This is a genomic window from Coprococcus sp. AF16-5 (genome assembly GCF_003479365.1).
In the GTDB taxonomy this organism is placed as follows: Bacteria; Bacillota; Clostridia; order Lachnospirales; family Lachnospiraceae; genus Coprococcus; species Coprococcus aceti.
This window is the reverse complement of record NZ_QUGZ01000006.1, coordinates 1-17,483: the sequence shown is the minus strand read 5'-3', so window position 1 is coordinate 17,483 and position 17,483 is coordinate 1. Positions and strand designations below refer to the sequence as shown.

General features: G+C 41.6%; 14 protein-coding genes and 1 pseudogene. 3 read left to right on the top strand and 12 right to left on the bottom strand.

The window, feature by feature from the left end:
* Positions 1-63 precede the first annotated feature (63 nt).
* The 7 genes from DWW70_RS12815 to DWW70_RS12785 all read right to left on the bottom strand — a co-directional run bounded on the left by DWW70_RS12815 (position 64) and on the right by DWW70_RS12785 (position 7,795).
* The gene (locus DWW70_RS12815) at positions 64-1,281 is read right to left on the bottom strand and encodes a sensor histidine kinase (protein WP_118649981.1); all 1,218 of its coding nucleotides are present in this window, start codon (positions 1,279-1,281) and stop codon (positions 64-66) included.
* 67 nt (positions 1,282-1,348) lie between these two features.
* Positions 1,349-2,068 carry a response regulator transcription factor gene (locus tag DWW70_RS12810; protein WP_015534677.1) on the bottom strand — a complete coding sequence of 240 codons (720 nt, stop codon included), beginning with the start codon at positions 2,066-2,068 and terminating at the stop codon, positions 1,349-1,351.
* A gap of 103 nt (positions 2,069-2,171) precedes the next feature.
* Entirely contained in the window at positions 2,172-3,938 is a 1,767-nt protein-coding gene (locus DWW70_RS12805; protein ID WP_118649980.1) for a MutS-related protein, read from the bottom strand.
* Positions 3,939-4,025: 87 nt separating this feature from the next.
* Positions 4,026-4,592, bottom strand: a complete 567-nt coding sequence (locus tag DWW70_RS12800) for a cytidylate kinase-like family protein (protein ID WP_117550274.1) — start codon at positions 4,590-4,592, stop codon at positions 4,026-4,028.
* A 129-nt stretch (positions 4,593-4,721) separates the two neighbouring features.
* Complete coding sequence (locus DWW70_RS12795) at positions 4,722-5,201, bottom strand: GNAT family N-acetyltransferase (RefSeq protein WP_118649979.1); 480 nt, start codon at positions 5,199-5,201, stop codon at positions 4,722-4,724.
* 25 nt (positions 5,202-5,226) lie between these two features.
* On the bottom strand, positions 5,227-5,661 hold the full coding sequence (locus DWW70_RS12790; RefSeq protein ID WP_133300880.1) for a hypothetical protein: 435 nt from the start codon (positions 5,659-5,661) through the stop codon (positions 5,227-5,229).
* 106 nt (positions 5,662-5,767) lie between these two features.
* On the bottom strand, positions 5,768-7,795 hold the full coding sequence (locus DWW70_RS12785) for a RecQ family ATP-dependent DNA helicase (protein WP_118649978.1): 2,028 nt from the start codon (positions 7,793-7,795) through the stop codon (positions 5,768-5,770).
* Between the two features lie 495 nt (positions 7,796-8,290).
* Between DWW70_RS12785 and DWW70_RS15260 the strand changes: the two are divergent.
* Positions 8,291-8,443: pseudogene (locus DWW70_RS15260) on the top strand (transposase); the annotation flags it as partial.
* A 266-nt stretch (positions 8,444-8,709) separates the two neighbouring features.
* On the top strand, positions 8,710-9,660 hold the full coding sequence (locus tag DWW70_RS12770) for a hypothetical protein (RefSeq protein ID WP_118649977.1): 951 nt from the start codon (positions 8,710-8,712) through the stop codon (positions 9,658-9,660).
* Between the two features lie 91 nt (positions 9,661-9,751).
* Here the strand turns inward: DWW70_RS12770 and DWW70_RS12765 are convergent, their stop codons facing one another.
* The 5 genes from DWW70_RS12765 to DWW70_RS12740 form a co-directional block, all read right to left on the bottom strand.
* Entirely contained in the window at positions 9,752-12,229 is a 2,478-nt protein-coding gene (locus DWW70_RS12765) for a beta-mannosidase (RefSeq protein WP_118649976.1), read from the bottom strand.
* A gap of 24 nt (positions 12,230-12,253) precedes the next feature.
* Positions 12,254-12,604, bottom strand: a complete 351-nt coding sequence (locus DWW70_RS12760; protein ID WP_055145229.1) for an arsenate reductase family protein — start codon at positions 12,602-12,604, stop codon at positions 12,254-12,256.
* A gap of 368 nt (positions 12,605-12,972) precedes the next feature.
* A complete protein-coding gene (locus DWW70_RS12750; RefSeq protein WP_118016903.1) occupies positions 12,973-13,890 on the bottom strand; it encodes a hypothetical protein in 918 nt (305 codons plus the stop codon).
* Positions 13,891-14,310: 420 nt separating this feature from the next.
* Complete coding sequence (locus DWW70_RS12745) at positions 14,311-14,805, bottom strand: hypothetical protein (protein ID WP_021984481.1); 495 nt, start codon at positions 14,803-14,805, stop codon at positions 14,311-14,313.
* 212 nt (positions 14,806-15,017) lie between these two features.
* Positions 15,018-15,818, bottom strand: a complete 801-nt coding sequence (locus tag DWW70_RS12740; protein ID WP_243017727.1) for a hypothetical protein — start codon at positions 15,816-15,818, stop codon at positions 15,018-15,020.
* A gap of 363 nt (positions 15,819-16,181) precedes the next feature.
* Here DWW70_RS12740 and DWW70_RS12735 point away from each other — a divergent pair, with 363 nt between their 5' ends.
* Positions 16,182-17,348 carry an IS110 family transposase gene (locus DWW70_RS12735; RefSeq protein ID WP_118018530.1) on the top strand — a complete coding sequence of 389 codons (1,167 nt, stop codon included), beginning with the start codon at positions 16,182-16,184 and terminating at the stop codon, positions 17,346-17,348.
* Positions 17,349-17,483: the final 135 nt, after the last annotated feature.

Genomic DNA, 17,483 nt, shown 5'->3' with positions numbered 1-17,483 from the left:
CCTCTACAGATCTTCACCTCGCCACCGTGCTACAACCATATCACCCTATTTATTAACAAGTCCTTAACAAACCTTTCTTGCTGCAAAATATAACACTGCCTCCAGGCCATCAGCATGATTTACAAGTTCCACATCTCCGCCCATTCTGTCCATGAGATAATGGACAATAAATAGTCCAAGGCCCGCTCCAGGTTCATCACCGGAGTTTTCCCCTCGATAAAACTTCTCATATATGAACGGCATGTCCTTATCCGGGATTCCTGTTCCATGATCCTTTATGGACAGCCTGTATACCATATCAGCGCCGCTCACATGGACATTCCTTGGAAGTTTTTCGGGCGATATACATTCCGTAACAATACTTATCTCTGTGTCTCTGGCATACTTAGAGGCATTTGACAGTATATTTTCTATCACCTGAACCACTCTTCCCGAATCTGAATGCTCAAGCACTGCCTCGGTTATATCTCCATTCACCACGATATCCATTCCGAGACCTATATCTGACAGAATCTGTTCCAGCAGAGGTTTTATCTCAACCTTATCACTCTTCACCACCAGTCTGTCCAGATCATGCAAGGAATGAATAAACATGTCATTCGTTATGGACGTCACCTCATCACATTTCTTCATGATGACCGACGCATACCTCTCCCTGCGCTCCTGGGTGGCATCCATATTCATGACCAATGCCTCCGCATATCCTCTTATGGATGCGATCGGAGTCTTTATATCATGTGACAGCGTGGCTATAACTGTCTTGTTGTTCTCTATCGCTTCCTGCTCTCTACGCCTTGCATGCACTATCTCCGTTCTCATATGGTCAAATGCCCACGTGAAGCTTCCGAACATATTTACCCGTCTGTACTTAAGTTCGGTGTCCATATCCCCTGCTGCCAGATGTGATGCATAATCCTCCAGCTCGTCAAATGGCCTGAGAACACACACGTATATGTACAGGAATAATACAATCACAACACACAAGACAACGATATACATGATCACTATATTCCTAAGTCCTGACTTGCCGGTATCTATCTTTTGTTCCCTGAGTTCATTCATTACAGCGTCAAGCTTTTCGTCAGCATCTGTGGATCCCGAATCATACAGTTGTTTCACTTCATTCAGTTCCACTATATACTGCCCATATTCATCATCTTTTATCCGCCGTGTCTCGTCCTGCTTCTCCCTGTAGAACAGCCAGGCAAAAACTATGGTTATGGCGCACATGAACACGATCAGCATTTTTATTATATTGCTTCTTACTGAATGTCGTTTCATATAAACTCCCTATAGCTGCCAAGTGGACATCCACCTTACAAGCTCATATTATTCTCACTGTCTTTGTCTATTCACTATCTCCCAGCACATATCCCGTTCCCCATACCGTACGGATAAGCTGCGGATGTGAAGGATCTGTCTCAAGCTTTTCCCTGAGCCACCTTACATGCACCGCAACCGTGGATGGCTCCACATCGCTGTACAGCCCCCACACGGCACTCATGATCTGTTCCTTGGTCAATACCCTGCCTCTGTTCTCCGCCATGTATACAAGCAGGTCAAATTCCTTCGGCTTCATATCCACATTACTTTTGTTTCTGTTCACAGTCCGTGCGTGCCTGTTGATCTCTATCTCGTTCCCGTCTGTGTTCAGGGTCAACATCTCAGACTTATTGTCATCAACACCATAAGTTCTCCTGAGTATCGAACGGATACGAGACATAAGCTCTTTCAGTGAATACGGCTTTGCGATATAGTCATCTCCACCCATATCAAGGCCATTCACCTTGTCATCCTCACTCGTCCTTGCACTTGCAAATATGATTGGCACCTGCGAAGTATGCCTGAGTTCTTTACAGAATGAGAAACCTGTACCATCGGGAAGATTGATATCCAGAAGTATGAGATCACATTTGTTATCTGTCAGCACTTCATATGCATCGTCTATGCTGGCTGCGTACAGAAAAGCATAGCCGTTGTCCTCCAGCATATCCTGTATCAGCATAGACAGATCAGCGTCATCATCCACTATAAGTATTGTTCTCTTGTCTGTATGCTTTTCTGTCATCCTATACCCTCCAATGTCTTCACTGTAGACAATTCATATTATATGACTCTAAACTGCCCACATATCGTCTGTAATATCATCCACAAGCAGTGCATACAGCCAACTATTTTTCTTTATTCACCAGCATGTCATATGTAACACCATATTTCTCCGCTATGTCACTGGCATATGATTTACCAGCAGGTGGCGCTATCTCGATCTTGTAAGATCTTTGTGAGCCCTCGTTGTGTACGATCAGCGAATATACCTTGCCCTCTGTACGCCCTTCATTCATCTCATCCACATCAAAGCCCAGCTTATGCATATGCGTGTTGTATATCGTTCTCGTTCCCTTTGTCAGAATAGCTCTCACGGAATCCCTGGCTATATAATAGCCCTCCTCAAATGATGTGGTTGAAAATGTCTCATTGAGAAGTATGAGACTGCGATCATTCGCACCGTCAAATATCTCCCTGAATCTCTTGCACTCCTCACCAAGTCTTCCAAGATCCAGGGTCTTGTCTTCGTCAGCAGGGAAATGTGTAAATACGCAGTCCACTGGAGCAAATTCAAATTCATCACCTGGGATATATATACCACCCTGAGCCAGTACAAAAAGCTGACCTATCGTCTGGGTTATGGTCGTCTTTCCACCCCTATTTGCTCCTGTCAGAATATACACTCTGTGCTCGCTGTCAAAGTCCAGATCATTGGTCACTATGTGCTCCGACTCCTCCGTATCAAATGCCGCAAGCTTGATATTATATACGCCACGAGCCTTCATATAATATCTGCTCTTGGAATTGGCTTCCTTAGATGTACCTGCGTCCGGCTGATATGCAGAGTTCACAACCCTTGCCTTGGAAAATACCGCACCTCTGCTTTGCAATTTTTCTATATACTCAGCCCATCTTATATAGTATGTAAGCTCCGGTATGAGATCCGTCATGTCAGTTATGGTAATCGACACATACTTATTTAACGTCTCCCTCATTCTCTTTACAATTCTTGTTATGAGCTTAGTGACTACCCTGTCTGTATACCTCGTAATGTCTTTAGATTTGTCAGAATCAGGGATTCCCACCATACCTGCCGCCAGATTATTTGCGCCCCCGGTTACCACTCTTCCCTGAAGTTCCTGCTGAAATTTGGATAATGCTTCATTTACCGCATCTAACGGCTGAAATCTGAAGTCACTCTTAGCGTCGAGGTTGTCACTTATCTTATCTCTGGACATCAAATGACCGTAGAAATTGCTCAGCACACCGCCCCTTGTAAATTGCTTACTATTTACAGATATCAAGCCAACGCCATCAGCCTCATATCTGCTGTTCAGATTAATTCCTATAGTTATACTTCGAACCTCACCACTCACCTTTTTCAGCTCTGATATGTCCTTCTTCAGCTCACTGAAACCGTTGTCCTCATATATATTCTGAACATACTCCTTAAGACCTGTAAATCCCTCGGAATTCAAGTTTTTATCCTTCAGGCAGGAATATAACGAATCAACGCATTCTATGTAATCGTCTATCTCATCAAGTCTGTGCATAAGATCCCATATACCTGAATTCTCATCATAATCGCGTTTAAAGCTGCCGTAATCCTTGAGAAAGCTTATCTTCCCAAGAATCTCCATCATGTCGTCTCTGAGTTTTTTATTTCCAATTATGTCGTCAAACACACCACCTCTGTACTTTGTAACAGATGGATCTGCATATATCCGTGACATAACTCCCATTATATAATTTTGCTCGGACTCATTTGCAGACAACTGCCTGCATATCATGTCCAATCCCAGATCATGCATGGTCACAGGGCTCAGTGTTTTAAACGAATACTTCCCTTCCGGAACCAAAAGGCTGTATTTTCCTGTTGCTTTTTCTCCCATATCTATACCTTTCAAATCATAATGTCAGAAACCTCTCTGACTAACTCACACTATCCGGCTTCTATCTGCCTGCCATCTGTCTCTGTTCTACTTGCCAATTACCTTCATATACGCCGCGACCATCTCCACTACGCCGTCCACGCCGAGCTTCGCCTCATCAAGGCACAGGTCATAATGTCCTGAATATCCCCAGTTCTCTCCTGAGTAATAGTCATGATAGCTTCTTCGCTTGGCATCAGTCTCCTCCACAATACTCTTTGCCTTTGATTCTGATATGCCATGCTTGTCCATTATCCTCTTTATTCTGCTGTCTTTATCTCCGCACAGGAATATTCTCACTGCATCGTTCCTGTTCTTGAATGCAAAGTCCGAGGCTCTTCCCACTACAACGCCATCCTGTCCGTCAAGCAATCTCTCAAGTACCTCCTCCGGGGTCTTTCTTCTCTTCACGACAAAGTCATCTGACACCGACTGCATCATAGAATCTATAGCCTTCTCTCCAAAGAAAAACGGATATTTGTCATACACACCCTTCTCCTTTGCCAGCCTTATTATCTCTTTCTTTGTGTAACAGGCTATACCATATTTTGAGGCAAGTCTTGCTGCCACCTCATCGCCGTCACATCCACACTCTCTGCCTATTGTAATTATCATTCTGTGCGCCTCCACTCGTCATTCTTATATAATAGAAATGTCTCATCTCTATAACTCATCAAACAATACACCCCCATTATATTACAATATAGCTGCAGCTGCATCCTATAACTTGCAATATCTACCTCTTTAGAATTCCCGTTCCATACATACAAAATGCTTATCAAAAAGATCACACTCTCCAACCGTTTCAAAGCCAATCTTGGCGTATGTCGAAAGCGCCACCACATGTCCCTCTCTGACAAGTATATGAACGCCCTTCATGCCTCTGCTTTTCAGGACATCACAGGCATAGTTCATCATAGTCTTCGCAATTCCCTGTCCCTGCATATCCTTCCTGACGCACAGCCTTGAAAGTTCTCCCGATGGAGCCAGATCGTCTCTCCAGCACGTAAGTGCCTCAACGGCATCGTCGTGATCTATGGATATTGTGGCTACAATCTCTTCTTTGTCATTCTTCATAACAAACAGATCCTCGTTCTTCAGGTCAAATGCTATGGTATTCTCGTCAGGATAATTCTCGCTCCACTCACATGGTCCGCCTATCATGGCGTGATAGAGTGAGAGCAGCTCTTCTTTGTCTTTTGATGTTGCATTTATTATCTTCATATGTCTGATCCCTTTCTAAAAATGATTACAACAAATCAAGCAGTTCTTTATTGTATATACTATCATCCAGTTCTGGTTCATTCCAATCTGACGCACACATCTCTGAGAATCTTAGAACTGCATTAGCTATCTTAAAATCATCCTCATCTGTACTAAGCAATAGTTTTAACATCGTATATATTTTATTACAAACATCAATATTAATTGCTTTCATACAACTATCCGGTATACCTCTAAAATAGTCTTCCCCTTCGCATTCCCCCGCATGTACATCCTCTATCTTTCCATTTCTGTATACAGCCACACTTAATGCTTTTGCCAACCTTTTCAACACAATATCTCGTATAATTCCTTTTCTTTCAATAAATTTTATTTCTTCATCCGTTTTTAATTTCTTAATCTCGTTTACTACTTCTTTTTCATACAAACTGTATATAGTTTCAAATACCATTATCTTCATACCTCATTATTGTCAATCTATTGTTAATCATAAAGTAATCTATCACTTTCTTTTTAAACGTATCGATTTCGATCCCTTTAAGATGAATAATATTTTTCTCACTCCACTATTCCCTCACCGTATCCTGCGAAAAATACTCCTTAAGCAGAGTTATTATCACCCTCTGGCTCTCCCTGTTATGTGTGATCGCATAGTATGTTCTGCCAAACTTCGCTTTCCGCTCTTCCTCACGAATTCCAATCTCCGCCCCTTTTGAGGTAACCCGCTTAGTCTTGCTGCCATCATCCATGTCCAGTTCTTCAATGTAGCCATTTTGCTGTAGCAGACCATTGATAAATGCCGCTGTCAGCTTTTTCATGCCTGTGATTCCCTGTTTCTGATTCAGTTCATTTATACGATTCGCCAGCTCAGAAACAATACATTCATCGACGATCTCCACATCATCAAGCATGTTCGGATCAATATAGAACTCTTTCTTCCTGACTGTTTTCTCTTTTCTGCGCTGCTTTTCCGATTCCACACCTTGTGTCCCTAAGTCACCAGGATTGTCAGAATCCAAAGCTTCCGCTTTCATGCTCTCCACATATTCCGTATGTGCAAGGCAGAATTCGTCTATAATCTCTGCAAATGTCTCTCCATAACTCTCCGTCTTCTGCACTCCCATACCATATACGTTCTTCATATCCTCACTGTTTCTCGGCAACTTAATGCACATATCCTTGAGAGTCTTATCCGAACAAATGATAAATGGCGGCACATTCTGCTTCCTTGCAAGCTCCAGGCGTCCAGCCCGGAGAAGTTCAAACAGTTTCATTCCCTCATCTGTCAGATCAGCCATCACCGCCATCTTTTTCACAGCACGTTTGTCAGTTATGTATGACTGCTCAGTCTCTTCCTCCGTCACAACACAATTACTGCATTTGTCACATGTGCAAGGGCTTTCATCTCCAAAATACCTCAGTATATACTGTCTCAGGCACTGATCCGTTTCACAATAACGTATCATTTGATTCAGCTTCCGCTGGTCATTTGCCCGCAGTTCATCATCGTCTATTCCTGCATTTGCAGAACTAACCTTATGTTCTAGCAAACGCTTGTTTATCATGATATCCTGCTTTGAGAAGAACAGTACGCACTCCGCTTCCTCACCATCACGTCCGGCTCTTCCAGCCTCCTGATAGTAATACTCAAGGCTCTGCGGCATATTATAATGAAGCACATACCTCACATTTGACTTGTCGATACCCATGCCAAATGCATTTGTCGCCACCATCACACTGAGCCTGTCATATGTGAAATCCTCCTGACTCCTCTTGCGATCCTCCATCGATAATCCGGCATGATACCGGCCGGCAGATATTCCATGTGCCACCAACAATTTGTGTACCTTCTCCACATTCTTCTTGGTAGCACAATATATGATCCCGCTCTCTCCCTCATGTCTCTTGACATAGTTCAATACACTGTTGTCCGTCTCACGTCCGCCTTTCCTGTTCACAACCTTGAAGAACAGATTCGGTCTGTCAAACCCTGTGACAATCGTGACAGGAGATTCAAGTCTAAGATTCTGGACGATATCCCGCCTTACTATATCTGTTGCTGTAGCGGTAAACGCACCCACAACAGGGCGCGCTGGCAGCTTATCTATAAAATCCGCTATTTCCAGATAGCTTGGTCTGAAATCCTGTCCCCACTGGGATATGCAATGGGCCTCATCAACTGTCACCATTGCAATACTTGCCTTGCCGGCAAAATCCAGAAACTGCGCAGTGCCAAGTCTCTCCGGGGTAACATACATGAGTGTATATCTGCCCTGTCCGGCATATTCCAAAGCTTTTCTGATCTGTCCTTCTGTCAATGTACTATTGATATACGCAGCGTGAACTCCCGCCTGGTTCAGTGCCTTAACCTGGTCTATCATAAGAGATATCAGAGGTGAGATAACTATCGTTATGCCCTTACCGGAAGCACCCATCATGAGTGCAGGGAGCTGATAACACAGCGACTTACCCGCTCCGGTTGGCATGATTCCAACTACATCCCTGCCTGCAAGTATTCCATCTATAAGCTCCTGCTGCCCTGCTCTCAGACTGTCATATCCAAAATAGTGTTTTAATGTCTCCTGTAAATTCAATCTATGTCCTTTCCAGCCTCTTCAAGCTAAAATAAATAATATTTACAAATCCGAAACCTCCGCCTCAAATGTCTGTTGACTTTTTCTTTAGCATGATTTATTCTTTACTTATTAAGAAATGGGTTTTCTACTGGGTAGGGTTTTACACCTGACAAGGCTTGCTCGTTTCTTTTTTTATTTCTAAAACATCGTACAGATACATTTTCCCAGAAGCGGTATGTCTGATCAATAATCTTGCACTAAACACATTGTATCGATCAACCTCACCACTTTCATCGTAAACCGGTAACGCAAATCTGGTATCATATCTATACCATCTTTAGGCGTTTGCAAAACGCCACAAACCGCATAAATACGGCATTTTTGTTACTAAAATCAAAAATCTCCTCATGGTTTGTGATATAATGGAATTGTTCATAAACCATAAACCACGCCCCGAAAGGAGACATACCTATGATACCACAAAAACAACTCACTTTGACAGATATTTTTGAGGATTCCCTTTTGCTCGTCTTTCTACATTATTCTAGGTATCTCAGGGAATTCTGTGATTTTACTAAAATTCCGGACACTTCCAAAATTACCCGTTTTAAACAGGACTTCTTTCCGTACTTACAATCTGTTTTTGACAATCTTGTAGATGTCACCGTCTTCTTCTAATCTTATTACCGAAAATGCATGATGACCTTATTTACTACTTAATGTCTTTGTTTTACGACCTTTCACCATATTTTACCTATGTTCTATCCTGTACCTCCAAACATTCCACTAATAAGTTTTTAAGGCGATTAATTATCAAACCTTAGAGTACGCCCAATTTTTATTAAACTACCAGTTGATTGACCAATCCAGGTAAAAAGATGGATAATCATAATATATATTACAGAATATAGAAAGATGAGGTGGAAGCTTGTATGGATGGTTCAATGCTCAAGAAAGAAATACGTGTATATTCAGACAAATATGATATAGAAGGTGTCATAAAGGACTACGGCATGGTGATCAAGCTGGTATTTTCATATAACGGACGCAGGATAGTGATGGGAATGTCCAGACCATTTCCAGGAAGTAGCTATGAGCTTCTGGGACGACAGATCATCGATTCCTATGTGAACAATTTGGTAAATGATAACGAAAAGCTCATGCTTCACTACTGGTATGTTGAGTCATTTGTATCAGAAGGCGAACGATACCAGATGGGACACGGCGTCGTAACCGGACATCAAAGACTCACAGATGGCACATGGATCCATACTTCGGTTGTAAATGATATACATGTAGATACCGAGGCCGAGGAGCTTGTTGTCACAACTATGAACAGCGTGTATCGCTGTCCTCTTGCGTACTGCGACTGGGAACATCAGGATGAATACTCAGAGGTTATCCCTGACTATGAAGTCCTGAGTAAGAAATATAAAGGAATGGACACGCTGCTCAGACCTGTTATAGAACCGGGAAAAGTTCTTCTTGTACTTGCCAATTTCTGTGAGTATTACTTTCATTCACTGTATTATGTGCCAGAAGATTCTGAAGACAACACTCCCTGCGAATATTCGGCATACCCGCACGTCGGAACATTTCAGGACAGTTTTCTGATCAGCGCATACAATAAAGGTCAGGAATGCAATGAGCTTGTTGATGTGAGATATTTCCCGCATTATCAGAATATCGAGTTCTACTCCGAATATACAGACGAAAAGCCATTATATGTAGAAAATATCGGCTACAGCGTGATCTATGTACAGTCAAGTGCCGGAACGATCAAGATTGCCCCTGGTGAACGCAAGGAAGTTACACCTGAGAACACCGAGAAAGAGCCACCTGTTCTTCCGGATGGCGATCTGTATCCTGCGGGGGTATACTAATTTATCTCTCATCTTCGAAACTATGAAAATTGTGAATGCCAGCGCATTTTAAGCGCTGGCATTTACTATCTGTAACTCTATCCTATCAAGGTCAATTTATATCATATACACTTCTAAGCCTCAGCTTATCTACGCTTCCACTTATAACCTTTACAGTCTTTGAATCTGCATTCAGGTCAAAATAATTATCCGACAGGATCAGATCCTCATTCTGGTTCAGGATCTCCACACTCTTCGCATAAGCATCCGCACTGACTGTGATATAGTCGCCATCCACTGTCGCCTGCAAATGAGGCTCCTCGTAGCAGAAATACTTCGGATATGAGAATATGACAGTCCCCTCTGATATTACCTGTCCTTTCATACTTGCCTGATAGCTCACATACTGATGGTAAATGTCGATACCAGGAAGTTCAACCTTGTCAAGCCATACGCTCGTCAGCGCTGGCGCAGTGATCTCCTCCTCGTGGGATTCAAGAACACGAGCTGACGCATCCCTCAACTGCCAGGACACAAGTATTTTCTCTGTGTTCATGGTTTCATTTGCCACACAGAGGCGTATGGACTTCGGGAATTCAAATGGAAGTCTCACCAGCTCCTGTCCGCTTCCAAGCATGCCCTCCTCTTCACAGGAGATCATGATCGGAGCAAAGAAACGTCTTGCATAGTAGTGCAGCGCCTTTAAGCGCTGGCAGTAATCCACACTGGACCAGGATGCAACCGGCCAGCAGTCGTTGAACTGCCAGTACACTGCTCCCATGCACCTGTCATCATTTCTGTTTCTTCGAAAATGCTCGACGCCATACCTGTTAGCATCCGCCTGCAGAAGCTGCGATGCGTAGATAACCGTCTCGAAATCAGATGGATATCTATATGTCTGCTGCATATAATTCATTATCTTTCCATTTGCCGAGCCATTTCTCTGATGCCGCTCCATAATGTATGAAAAGATATTCATATCACGCTCATCATCCGTAAATGTCTCAACAGTCTTCTTTGAAGGAAATGACTGGAAACCGAATTCGGAAAGATATCTGAAGCAAAACTTTCTGTACTCAGAAAATGGCTTATCACCATGCCACACAGCCCAATAATGCACATCTCCGCGGTTCTCATCTCTCGGATCATCAAATGAACCACCTGAGGACGGGCTCGCTGGCCAGTAGAATACCTGTGGAGCATACTGCTTCATGATCTGCGGGAGAATTCGCTCGTACATAATAATATAGTCCCGAACCTCGCTGTCCTTGCTCACCCATTTTCTCTCCTTAACAAACTGCTCCATCTCATTATTGCCACACATAAGCCCGAGTGACGCATGATGGCGGATCCTCTTTAAGTTGTCAATAAATTCCGCGGTGATATTTGCCTCAAATTCTGGTGTGAGATCGTAGACAGCACACGCAAACATGAAATCCTGCCACACCACAAGTCCCATCTCATCGCACATATCATAGAACCAGTCGTCAGGATAATATCCACCGCCCCACACACGTATAGAATTGAAATTCGCAAATACCGCCTTCTCAAGCAGAGCTCTTGTGGTCTCAGGTGTCACACGTCCAAGGAGATGGTCCTCCGGAATGTAATCCGCACCCATGGCAAATATATTTACACCGTTTACGCAGGTGGCAAACCTCTCTCCCCATTTGTCCTTTGTACGGTCCATGGTTATTGTCCGCAGGCCGATCTTTCTCGTCCAGTTGTCAACCACCGTACCATCATCTTTCACAAGGTCAACGGAAACAGTGTAAAGGTTCTGCTCACCATACCCACGCGGCCACCAGAGCTGTGGGTTGTCTATATGTATATTCTTCGTGATATCTTCATTTAATATTCTATTTATAATTTCGTTTCCAACCGGATCTACTACTCTAACTTTTACACTCAGCTGTCCCGTCTCTGATCCAGAACCAATATACTTCCGGACAAATTCTATCTCCGGCTTTATATCAAGTTCCACTGAGTCCTGACCATGATGCTGCAGGATTTCAACAGAATCTATCCGTGCGGTATCAATGCCAAGCAAGCTGACCGGCCGCCATATTCCTGCATCTGGAAGATGTGCGCCCCAGTCCCAGCCAAACATGCAGTGAGCTTTTCTGATATGTACAAATCCGTTCATGGCATCCTCGGTTCCCCGTGTTGGAGCCTTCGCAAATGCATCTGCGATGAACTTTGTCGGCGAATAAAAATATACACTTAATATATTATCCGTCTGCTTCAGGGTATCCTTTACCGAATACTCCCATGTCCTGTGCATATTGTCGGCGTGTCCAAGCTTCACACCATTGAGCGTGATATCCGCAATGGTGTCCAGCCCTTCAAACCGAAGGATAACCTCATCCGATCCCAGCAGCTCATCATCACACGAAAAGCTGGTGCGGTACTCATAATCGTAATCCATCAGCTTCAGTGCTTCTATCTCATTGTCCTTCCAGAACGGATCTTCCATCTTGCCCGCCTGCAGCAGATCCCCATACACCGATCCCGGCACTGTCGCCGTGATCCAATCGTCATCGCCTACGCGATGCATTTCCCAATTGTTGTTTACACCAATTTTTTTCATTTTTTCTCCACGGGGACGTTCCTACTACAGCATCATCTCTGTCCACTCTTTCTCTTTAAATCCAGTCAGCACGAAACCTTCAGCAACGACAAGCGGTCTCTTCACCAACATGCCATTTGTCGCAAGAAGCTGCAACTGCTCATCCTCGCTCATGTCCGGAAGCTTGTCCTTCAGTTTCATCTCCTTATACAGCATGCCGCTCGTATTGAAGAATCTCTTGAGCGGAAGTCCACTCTTCTCATACCATTTCTTAAGCTCCTCATATGTAGGATTATCATCCACAATGTGACGCTCCGTGTATTCTATCCTATTCTCGTCAAGCCATTTCTTTGCCTTCTGGCAGGTTGAACACTTTGGGTAACATATAAATTCCATCGTCTTTTCTCCTTTTCTATTTGGCTTATTGCTACAAGCCTCAATTTCATCATATCAAGTTGCTTAATGATTTTCTCTCCAATATTTCTGACAAATGGCGCACATTCCCATGTCATTTACTCTCAGTGGAGAAAAATACTTCTTTATGTTTATTGAAAATACAGTGTTATATTCTCCATTGCCATCTCTCGAAGTAATCTTGTCCGGCATATCCGGGTTATAACCCATTGAGCCACAGCAAATGCAGGTATTCATCCATTTTGCCATCTTGGGGTATTGTTTCAGGTAGTTTAGGGCTTCGGTTTTTCTGTCCAGGGAGTCTCCTTATCTTCTTTATCCTTTTTAGGCAATGCTAAATACTGCATTGGCTATATTACAGCCTCATTTTCTTTGTGCTCATTTACAGAAATATTTCCTGTCAAGTCCTCACCAATCTTGTAAGTGGATAACTTATCGATTGCCATTTGAACCTGAAACTCATTTAATTCGATCTCAACATCGTAAATATTTCCGCTTCTTGGCAGTCTGACATGAATAACTGCAAAATGCTGATACTCCTCCGTATTATAAATTCCCTCCTCGTACTTCTTAAGGCGTACTATTTTTCTTGATATTCCCTCGACCAACCGATAATCTATTGCATATATTTTTTTCTCTGTGAACCCGTGTAAATGTGTAGTTTCAAATGCTAATGCATTTGTTTTATAGAAAAGCATCTGACTTTTTAAATATGACGCTTCAAGCTCTTCATAATCAATATCACCCTTCAACCACTTCCGTACCGGCATTCCTATATACAGTGAAAACTCCAGCCAAAACAGGAATCCGAACAGGCAAAGTCCTATAATAGCCATATAATAACGCCCTAAAGGAATAAGGCACAAGGTACAAAACATTAGAAACAATGGCAATATCATTTTGACAAGATATTCCCGTCTTTGAAATCTTTTTAATAAATCCATTTCCATGCTTTGATATTTAGGTTTCTCAAAATGGTGCTCATTGAGATAGATCACATATTTCTCATGCCACTCAGAGCTTTCAAAATAGCTGCCATCCATATATTGCACTTTCGTCTCCTGGGCTTTCATATCTGCTTTGCTTTCCTTGCAATAGGCATAGATTAAATATACAATGATCATCGGACAAGCAATACATGCCGCATATTTTCCAGCCATATCTCCTCTGACAAAAAACAGGAGCGGTCCTATAAGCACTATAGAAGCAATATACACAACCAATGATTTCTTGGTCATGGCAAACGGAAATTTGTCATTTCTCCCCATATAATTCTATTTCCTCCAACTACAAACTCATTTCCAACAAAGAGTCCATCTGTTCGCAGACAACCAAATATCACCGATACTATTCCAACAGACAATCGCTGCATCTACAAATTTTTGCCCCTTCTTTAATTTCTTTATTCTATAAACATTTTTTCCTGCCAAAAACACAGTTACATAATCTTCAAAAAAGCCCTCTAGTCCACTTAAACTAGGACTTTACGCGACAGTAAGCAGACCATTTCTGTGTGTTCCGTCCACGGAAATAAATCCACAAGCGCGATTTTCTCCACTTGATACATCCGCTTGCGTCTCGGTGTGCCACAGGTACAGGTTGTAACGTATCTCTCATTTTCAGAGGGACTCTTCTTCATGACAAAAGCTACGTCACCACAATATTCTTTATTTAACAAAATAATATCTTTATTTACGAAAATCATAATTAAGATATTTGTTTAGTATTGATAACCCACTTTGAAAAATCTCCAAACATTTATTTTTTTCATCAACATTAAAACTAGGATGATATTCTTCATTTTTTAGAAGTTTCAAATTACTTCCATAGAATAACTTATTATAAATATCAACAATTTCTTCATCATTATAATCTCCTACAAATTCTTCATTTAGTGATTTTGATAAATCACTAAATAAATGCCATGTATCTATTAAACTTTGACAATTTTGCGATATTTCTACATTATCTATTAACTCGGTAATTTTAGATAGATAAAAGACTGTTATTCCTTTTTCAAAAATAATATGTTCCTTATCCGCAAATATATTTGCTTCTTCGACACTAGAAAAAACTAACAGCCGTTGATTAAAAAGCAAGAAACCATCTTCATCGTTGCTATACCATATAAAAAAATAAGTTAATCCATTATAAATAATTTTTGTCAAATAATATTTCGTCATAACTTTGTTCCTAATTATTCCAAATCTTCTTTTGTTGGTAGTCTGCGGATTTCTCTTCCATCTGTGCATTTGCGCGGAACATCCGATATTCCGGCGGACAAGTTTTCAAATACTCGGATTGACAAATCATCTAATTCTGTTATAAAATGTATCTAGAAAATGAGTTTTACAACCGTACAGTTTTTACTCAAGCGGCTCACTCGTTTCTTTTTTTATTCATTTTCTTTATGCTCGTTTACAGAAAGATTTCCTATCAAATCTTCACCAATTTTGCAAGTGGATAACTTATCAATTGCCATTTGAACCTGAAACTCATTTAGTTCGATCTCAACATCGTAAATGTTTCCGCTTCTTGGCAGTCTGACATGAATAACTGCAAAATGCTGATACTCCTCCGTATTATAAATTCCATCCTCATACTTCTTAAGACGTACTATTTTTCTTGATATTCCTTCCACCAACCGATAATCTATTGCATATATTTTTTTCTCTGTAAATCCATGTAAATGTGTAGTTCCAAATGCTAATGCATTTGTTTTATAGAAAAGCATCTTACTTTTTAAATATGACGCTTCAAGCTCCTCATAATCAATATCGCCCTTCAACCACTTCCGTACCGGCATTCCTATATACAGTGAAAACTCTAGCCAAAAAAAGAATCCGAATAGGCAAAATCCTATGATGGCCATATAATAACGCCCTAAAGGAATAAGACACAAGGTACAAAACATCAGGAACAATGGCAATATCATATTAACAAGATATTCCCGTCTTTGAAATCTTTTTAATAAATCCAGTTTCATGCTTTGATATTTAGGTTTCTCAAAAGGGTGCTCATTGAGATAGGCTACATATTTCTCATGCCACTCAGGGCTTTCAAAATAACTGCCATTCATATATTGTGCTTTCATCTCACGAGCTTTCGTATCTGCTTTACTTTCCTTGCAATACGCATAGAGCAAATATGCAATGAGCATCGGACAAACAATGCATGCCGCACATTTTCCAACCATATCTCCTATGACCAAAAACAGAAATAGTCCCAGAAGAACTGTAAAAACAATATACACAACCAATGATTTCTTTGTCATAGCGAATGGAAATTTGTCATTTTTTCTTGTATGATTATTTAGAAGCTAATAATCATTCATTCCTTTCATTTTAATATCGTGGTTCAATACATTCAGATACTGTGGACTTTTGATTTTTTCCTGTAGCTCTGACTACTCGTAGGAGTGTATTGCCGCTACCTTTATCTGAATTGTTTATAGCTGGATGTTGCCGGAGTAATCTGAGTACTTATTTCCATCAAGTCTACGATGATAATCGATGGTGGATATCACGGTATCAGACTTTAGAAAGGGAGGTACAACCTCATGATTTATGTAGGCATTGACATTGCCAAACTCAATCACTTTGCCTCAGCCATATCTTCTGATGGTGAAGAACTAATCAAGCCGTTCAAATTTACAAATGACAATGATGGCTTCCAACTGCTGCTTTCCAAGCTAGATCCTCTAGACAAGGACAGCCTCATCATTGGTCTTGAATCGACGGCACACTACGGCGACAACCTTGTTCGATATCTTGTTGCTAAGAATTACAAAGTGTGTGTGTTGAACCCCATCAAGACTTCTACTATGCGTAAGAACAACATTCGCAAAACGAAGACTGACAAAGTCGACACATACATCATTTGCAAAACTCTCATGATGCAGGAATCTCTCAGATTTGTGACCTTCTATGATCTTGATCTGATGGACTTAAAAGCCCTTGGACGCTTCCGTCAGAAAACCATTAAGCAGCGAACCCGCCTAAAGATTCAGCTGACTTCTTACGTAGATGAGATATTCCCTGAATTGCAGTATTTCTTCAAATCAGGTCTGCATCAAAAATCTGTCTATGCGCTTCTCAAGGAAGCACCAACACCGGAAGCTATTGCTTCTATGCATATGACTCATCTGGCTCATCTTCTCAAAGTGAACTCGCATGGACGCTTTGATAAAGAGATGGCTCAGCAGTTAAGAGTTCTCGCACAGAAGTCTGTCGGTGCCAGCGACAGTTCTCTATCTATCCAGGTAACTCACACCATACAACAAATAGAGTTACTCGATAGCCAATTAGAAAGAGTTGAAGCTGAAATGACAGAAATAATGAAATTCAATGATTCTGTCATTATGACCATTCCTGGTATCGGATATATCAATGGAGGAATGATACTTGGTGAAATCGGTGATATACATCGTTTCTCCAGCCCCAACAAGCTGCTTGCATATGCCGGTTTAGATCCTTCTGTCTATCAGTCTGGAAACTTTCAGGCTAAGAAGACCAGAATGTCCAAACGTGGATCCAAAGTTCTCAGATATGCACTTGTTAATGCAGCTCACAATGTTGTTAAAAATAATGCCACCTTCAAGGCTTACTACGAAACCAAGATGGCTGAAGGCCGGACTCACTATAATGCCCTCGGGCACTGTGCCGGCAAGCTTGTCAGAGTCATCTGGAAGATGCTCACTGACGAAGTAGAATTTAACCTCAATTAAGAGGTCTGGATACCTACATCATAGATTTGTTTAAAAGCACCCATCAGGGAGCCTTATTAAGGTTACCCATTTTTACCACGAAAATGATTTAATAATTTCCAGCTAATCTATGGTTGACTTTTCATAGCTGGTCTC

What these genes read in the sequence shown, in the direction of transcription:
- DWW70_RS12815 (WP_118649981.1), bottom strand. Translation starts at nt 1,281, where the DNA reads ATGAAACGACATTCAGTAAGAAGCAATATAATAAAAATGCTGATCGTG.
- DWW70_RS12810 (WP_015534677.1), bottom strand. Translation starts at nt 2,068, where the DNA reads ATGACAGAAAAGCATACAGACAAGAGAACAATACTTATAGTGGATGAT.
- DWW70_RS12805 (WP_118649980.1), bottom strand. Translation starts at nt 3,938, where the DNA reads ATGGGAGAAAAAGCAACAGGAAAATACAGCCTTTTGGTTCCGGAAGGG.
- DWW70_RS12800 (WP_117550274.1), bottom strand. Translation starts at nt 4,592, where the DNA reads ATGATAATTACAATAGGCAGAGAGTGTGGATGTGACGGCGATGAGGTG.
- DWW70_RS12795 (WP_118649979.1), bottom strand. Translation starts at nt 5,201, where the DNA reads ATGAAGATAATAAATGCAACATCAAAAGACAAAGAAGAGCTGCTCTCA.
- DWW70_RS12790 (WP_133300880.1), bottom strand. Translation starts at nt 5,661, where the DNA reads ATGAAGATAATGGTATTTGAAACTATATACAGTTTGTATGAAAAAGAA.
- DWW70_RS12770 (WP_118649977.1), top strand. Translation starts at nt 8,710, where the DNA reads ATGGATGGTTCAATGCTCAAGAAAGAAATACGTGTATATTCAGACAAA.
- DWW70_RS12765 (WP_118649976.1), bottom strand. Translation starts at nt 12,229, where the DNA reads ATGAAAAAAATTGGTGTAAACAACAATTGGGAAATGCATCGCGTAGGC.
- DWW70_RS12760 (WP_055145229.1), bottom strand. Translation starts at nt 12,604, where the DNA reads ATGGAATTTATATGTTACCCAAAGTGTTCAACCTGCCAGAAGGCAAAG.
- DWW70_RS12750 (WP_118016903.1), bottom strand. Translation starts at nt 13,890, where the DNA reads ATGGGGAGAAATGACAAATTTCCGTTTGCCATGACCAAGAAATCATTG.
- DWW70_RS12745 (WP_021984481.1), bottom strand. Translation starts at nt 14,805, where the DNA reads ATGACGAAATATTATTTGACAAAAATTATTTATAATGGATTAACTTAT.
- DWW70_RS12740 (WP_243017727.1), bottom strand. Translation starts at nt 15,818, where the DNA reads ATGGTTGGAAAATGTGCGGCATGCATTGTTTGTCCGATGCTCATTGCA.
- DWW70_RS12735 (WP_118018530.1), top strand. Translation starts at nt 16,182, where the DNA reads ATGATTTATGTAGGCATTGACATTGCCAAACTCAATCACTTTGCCTCA.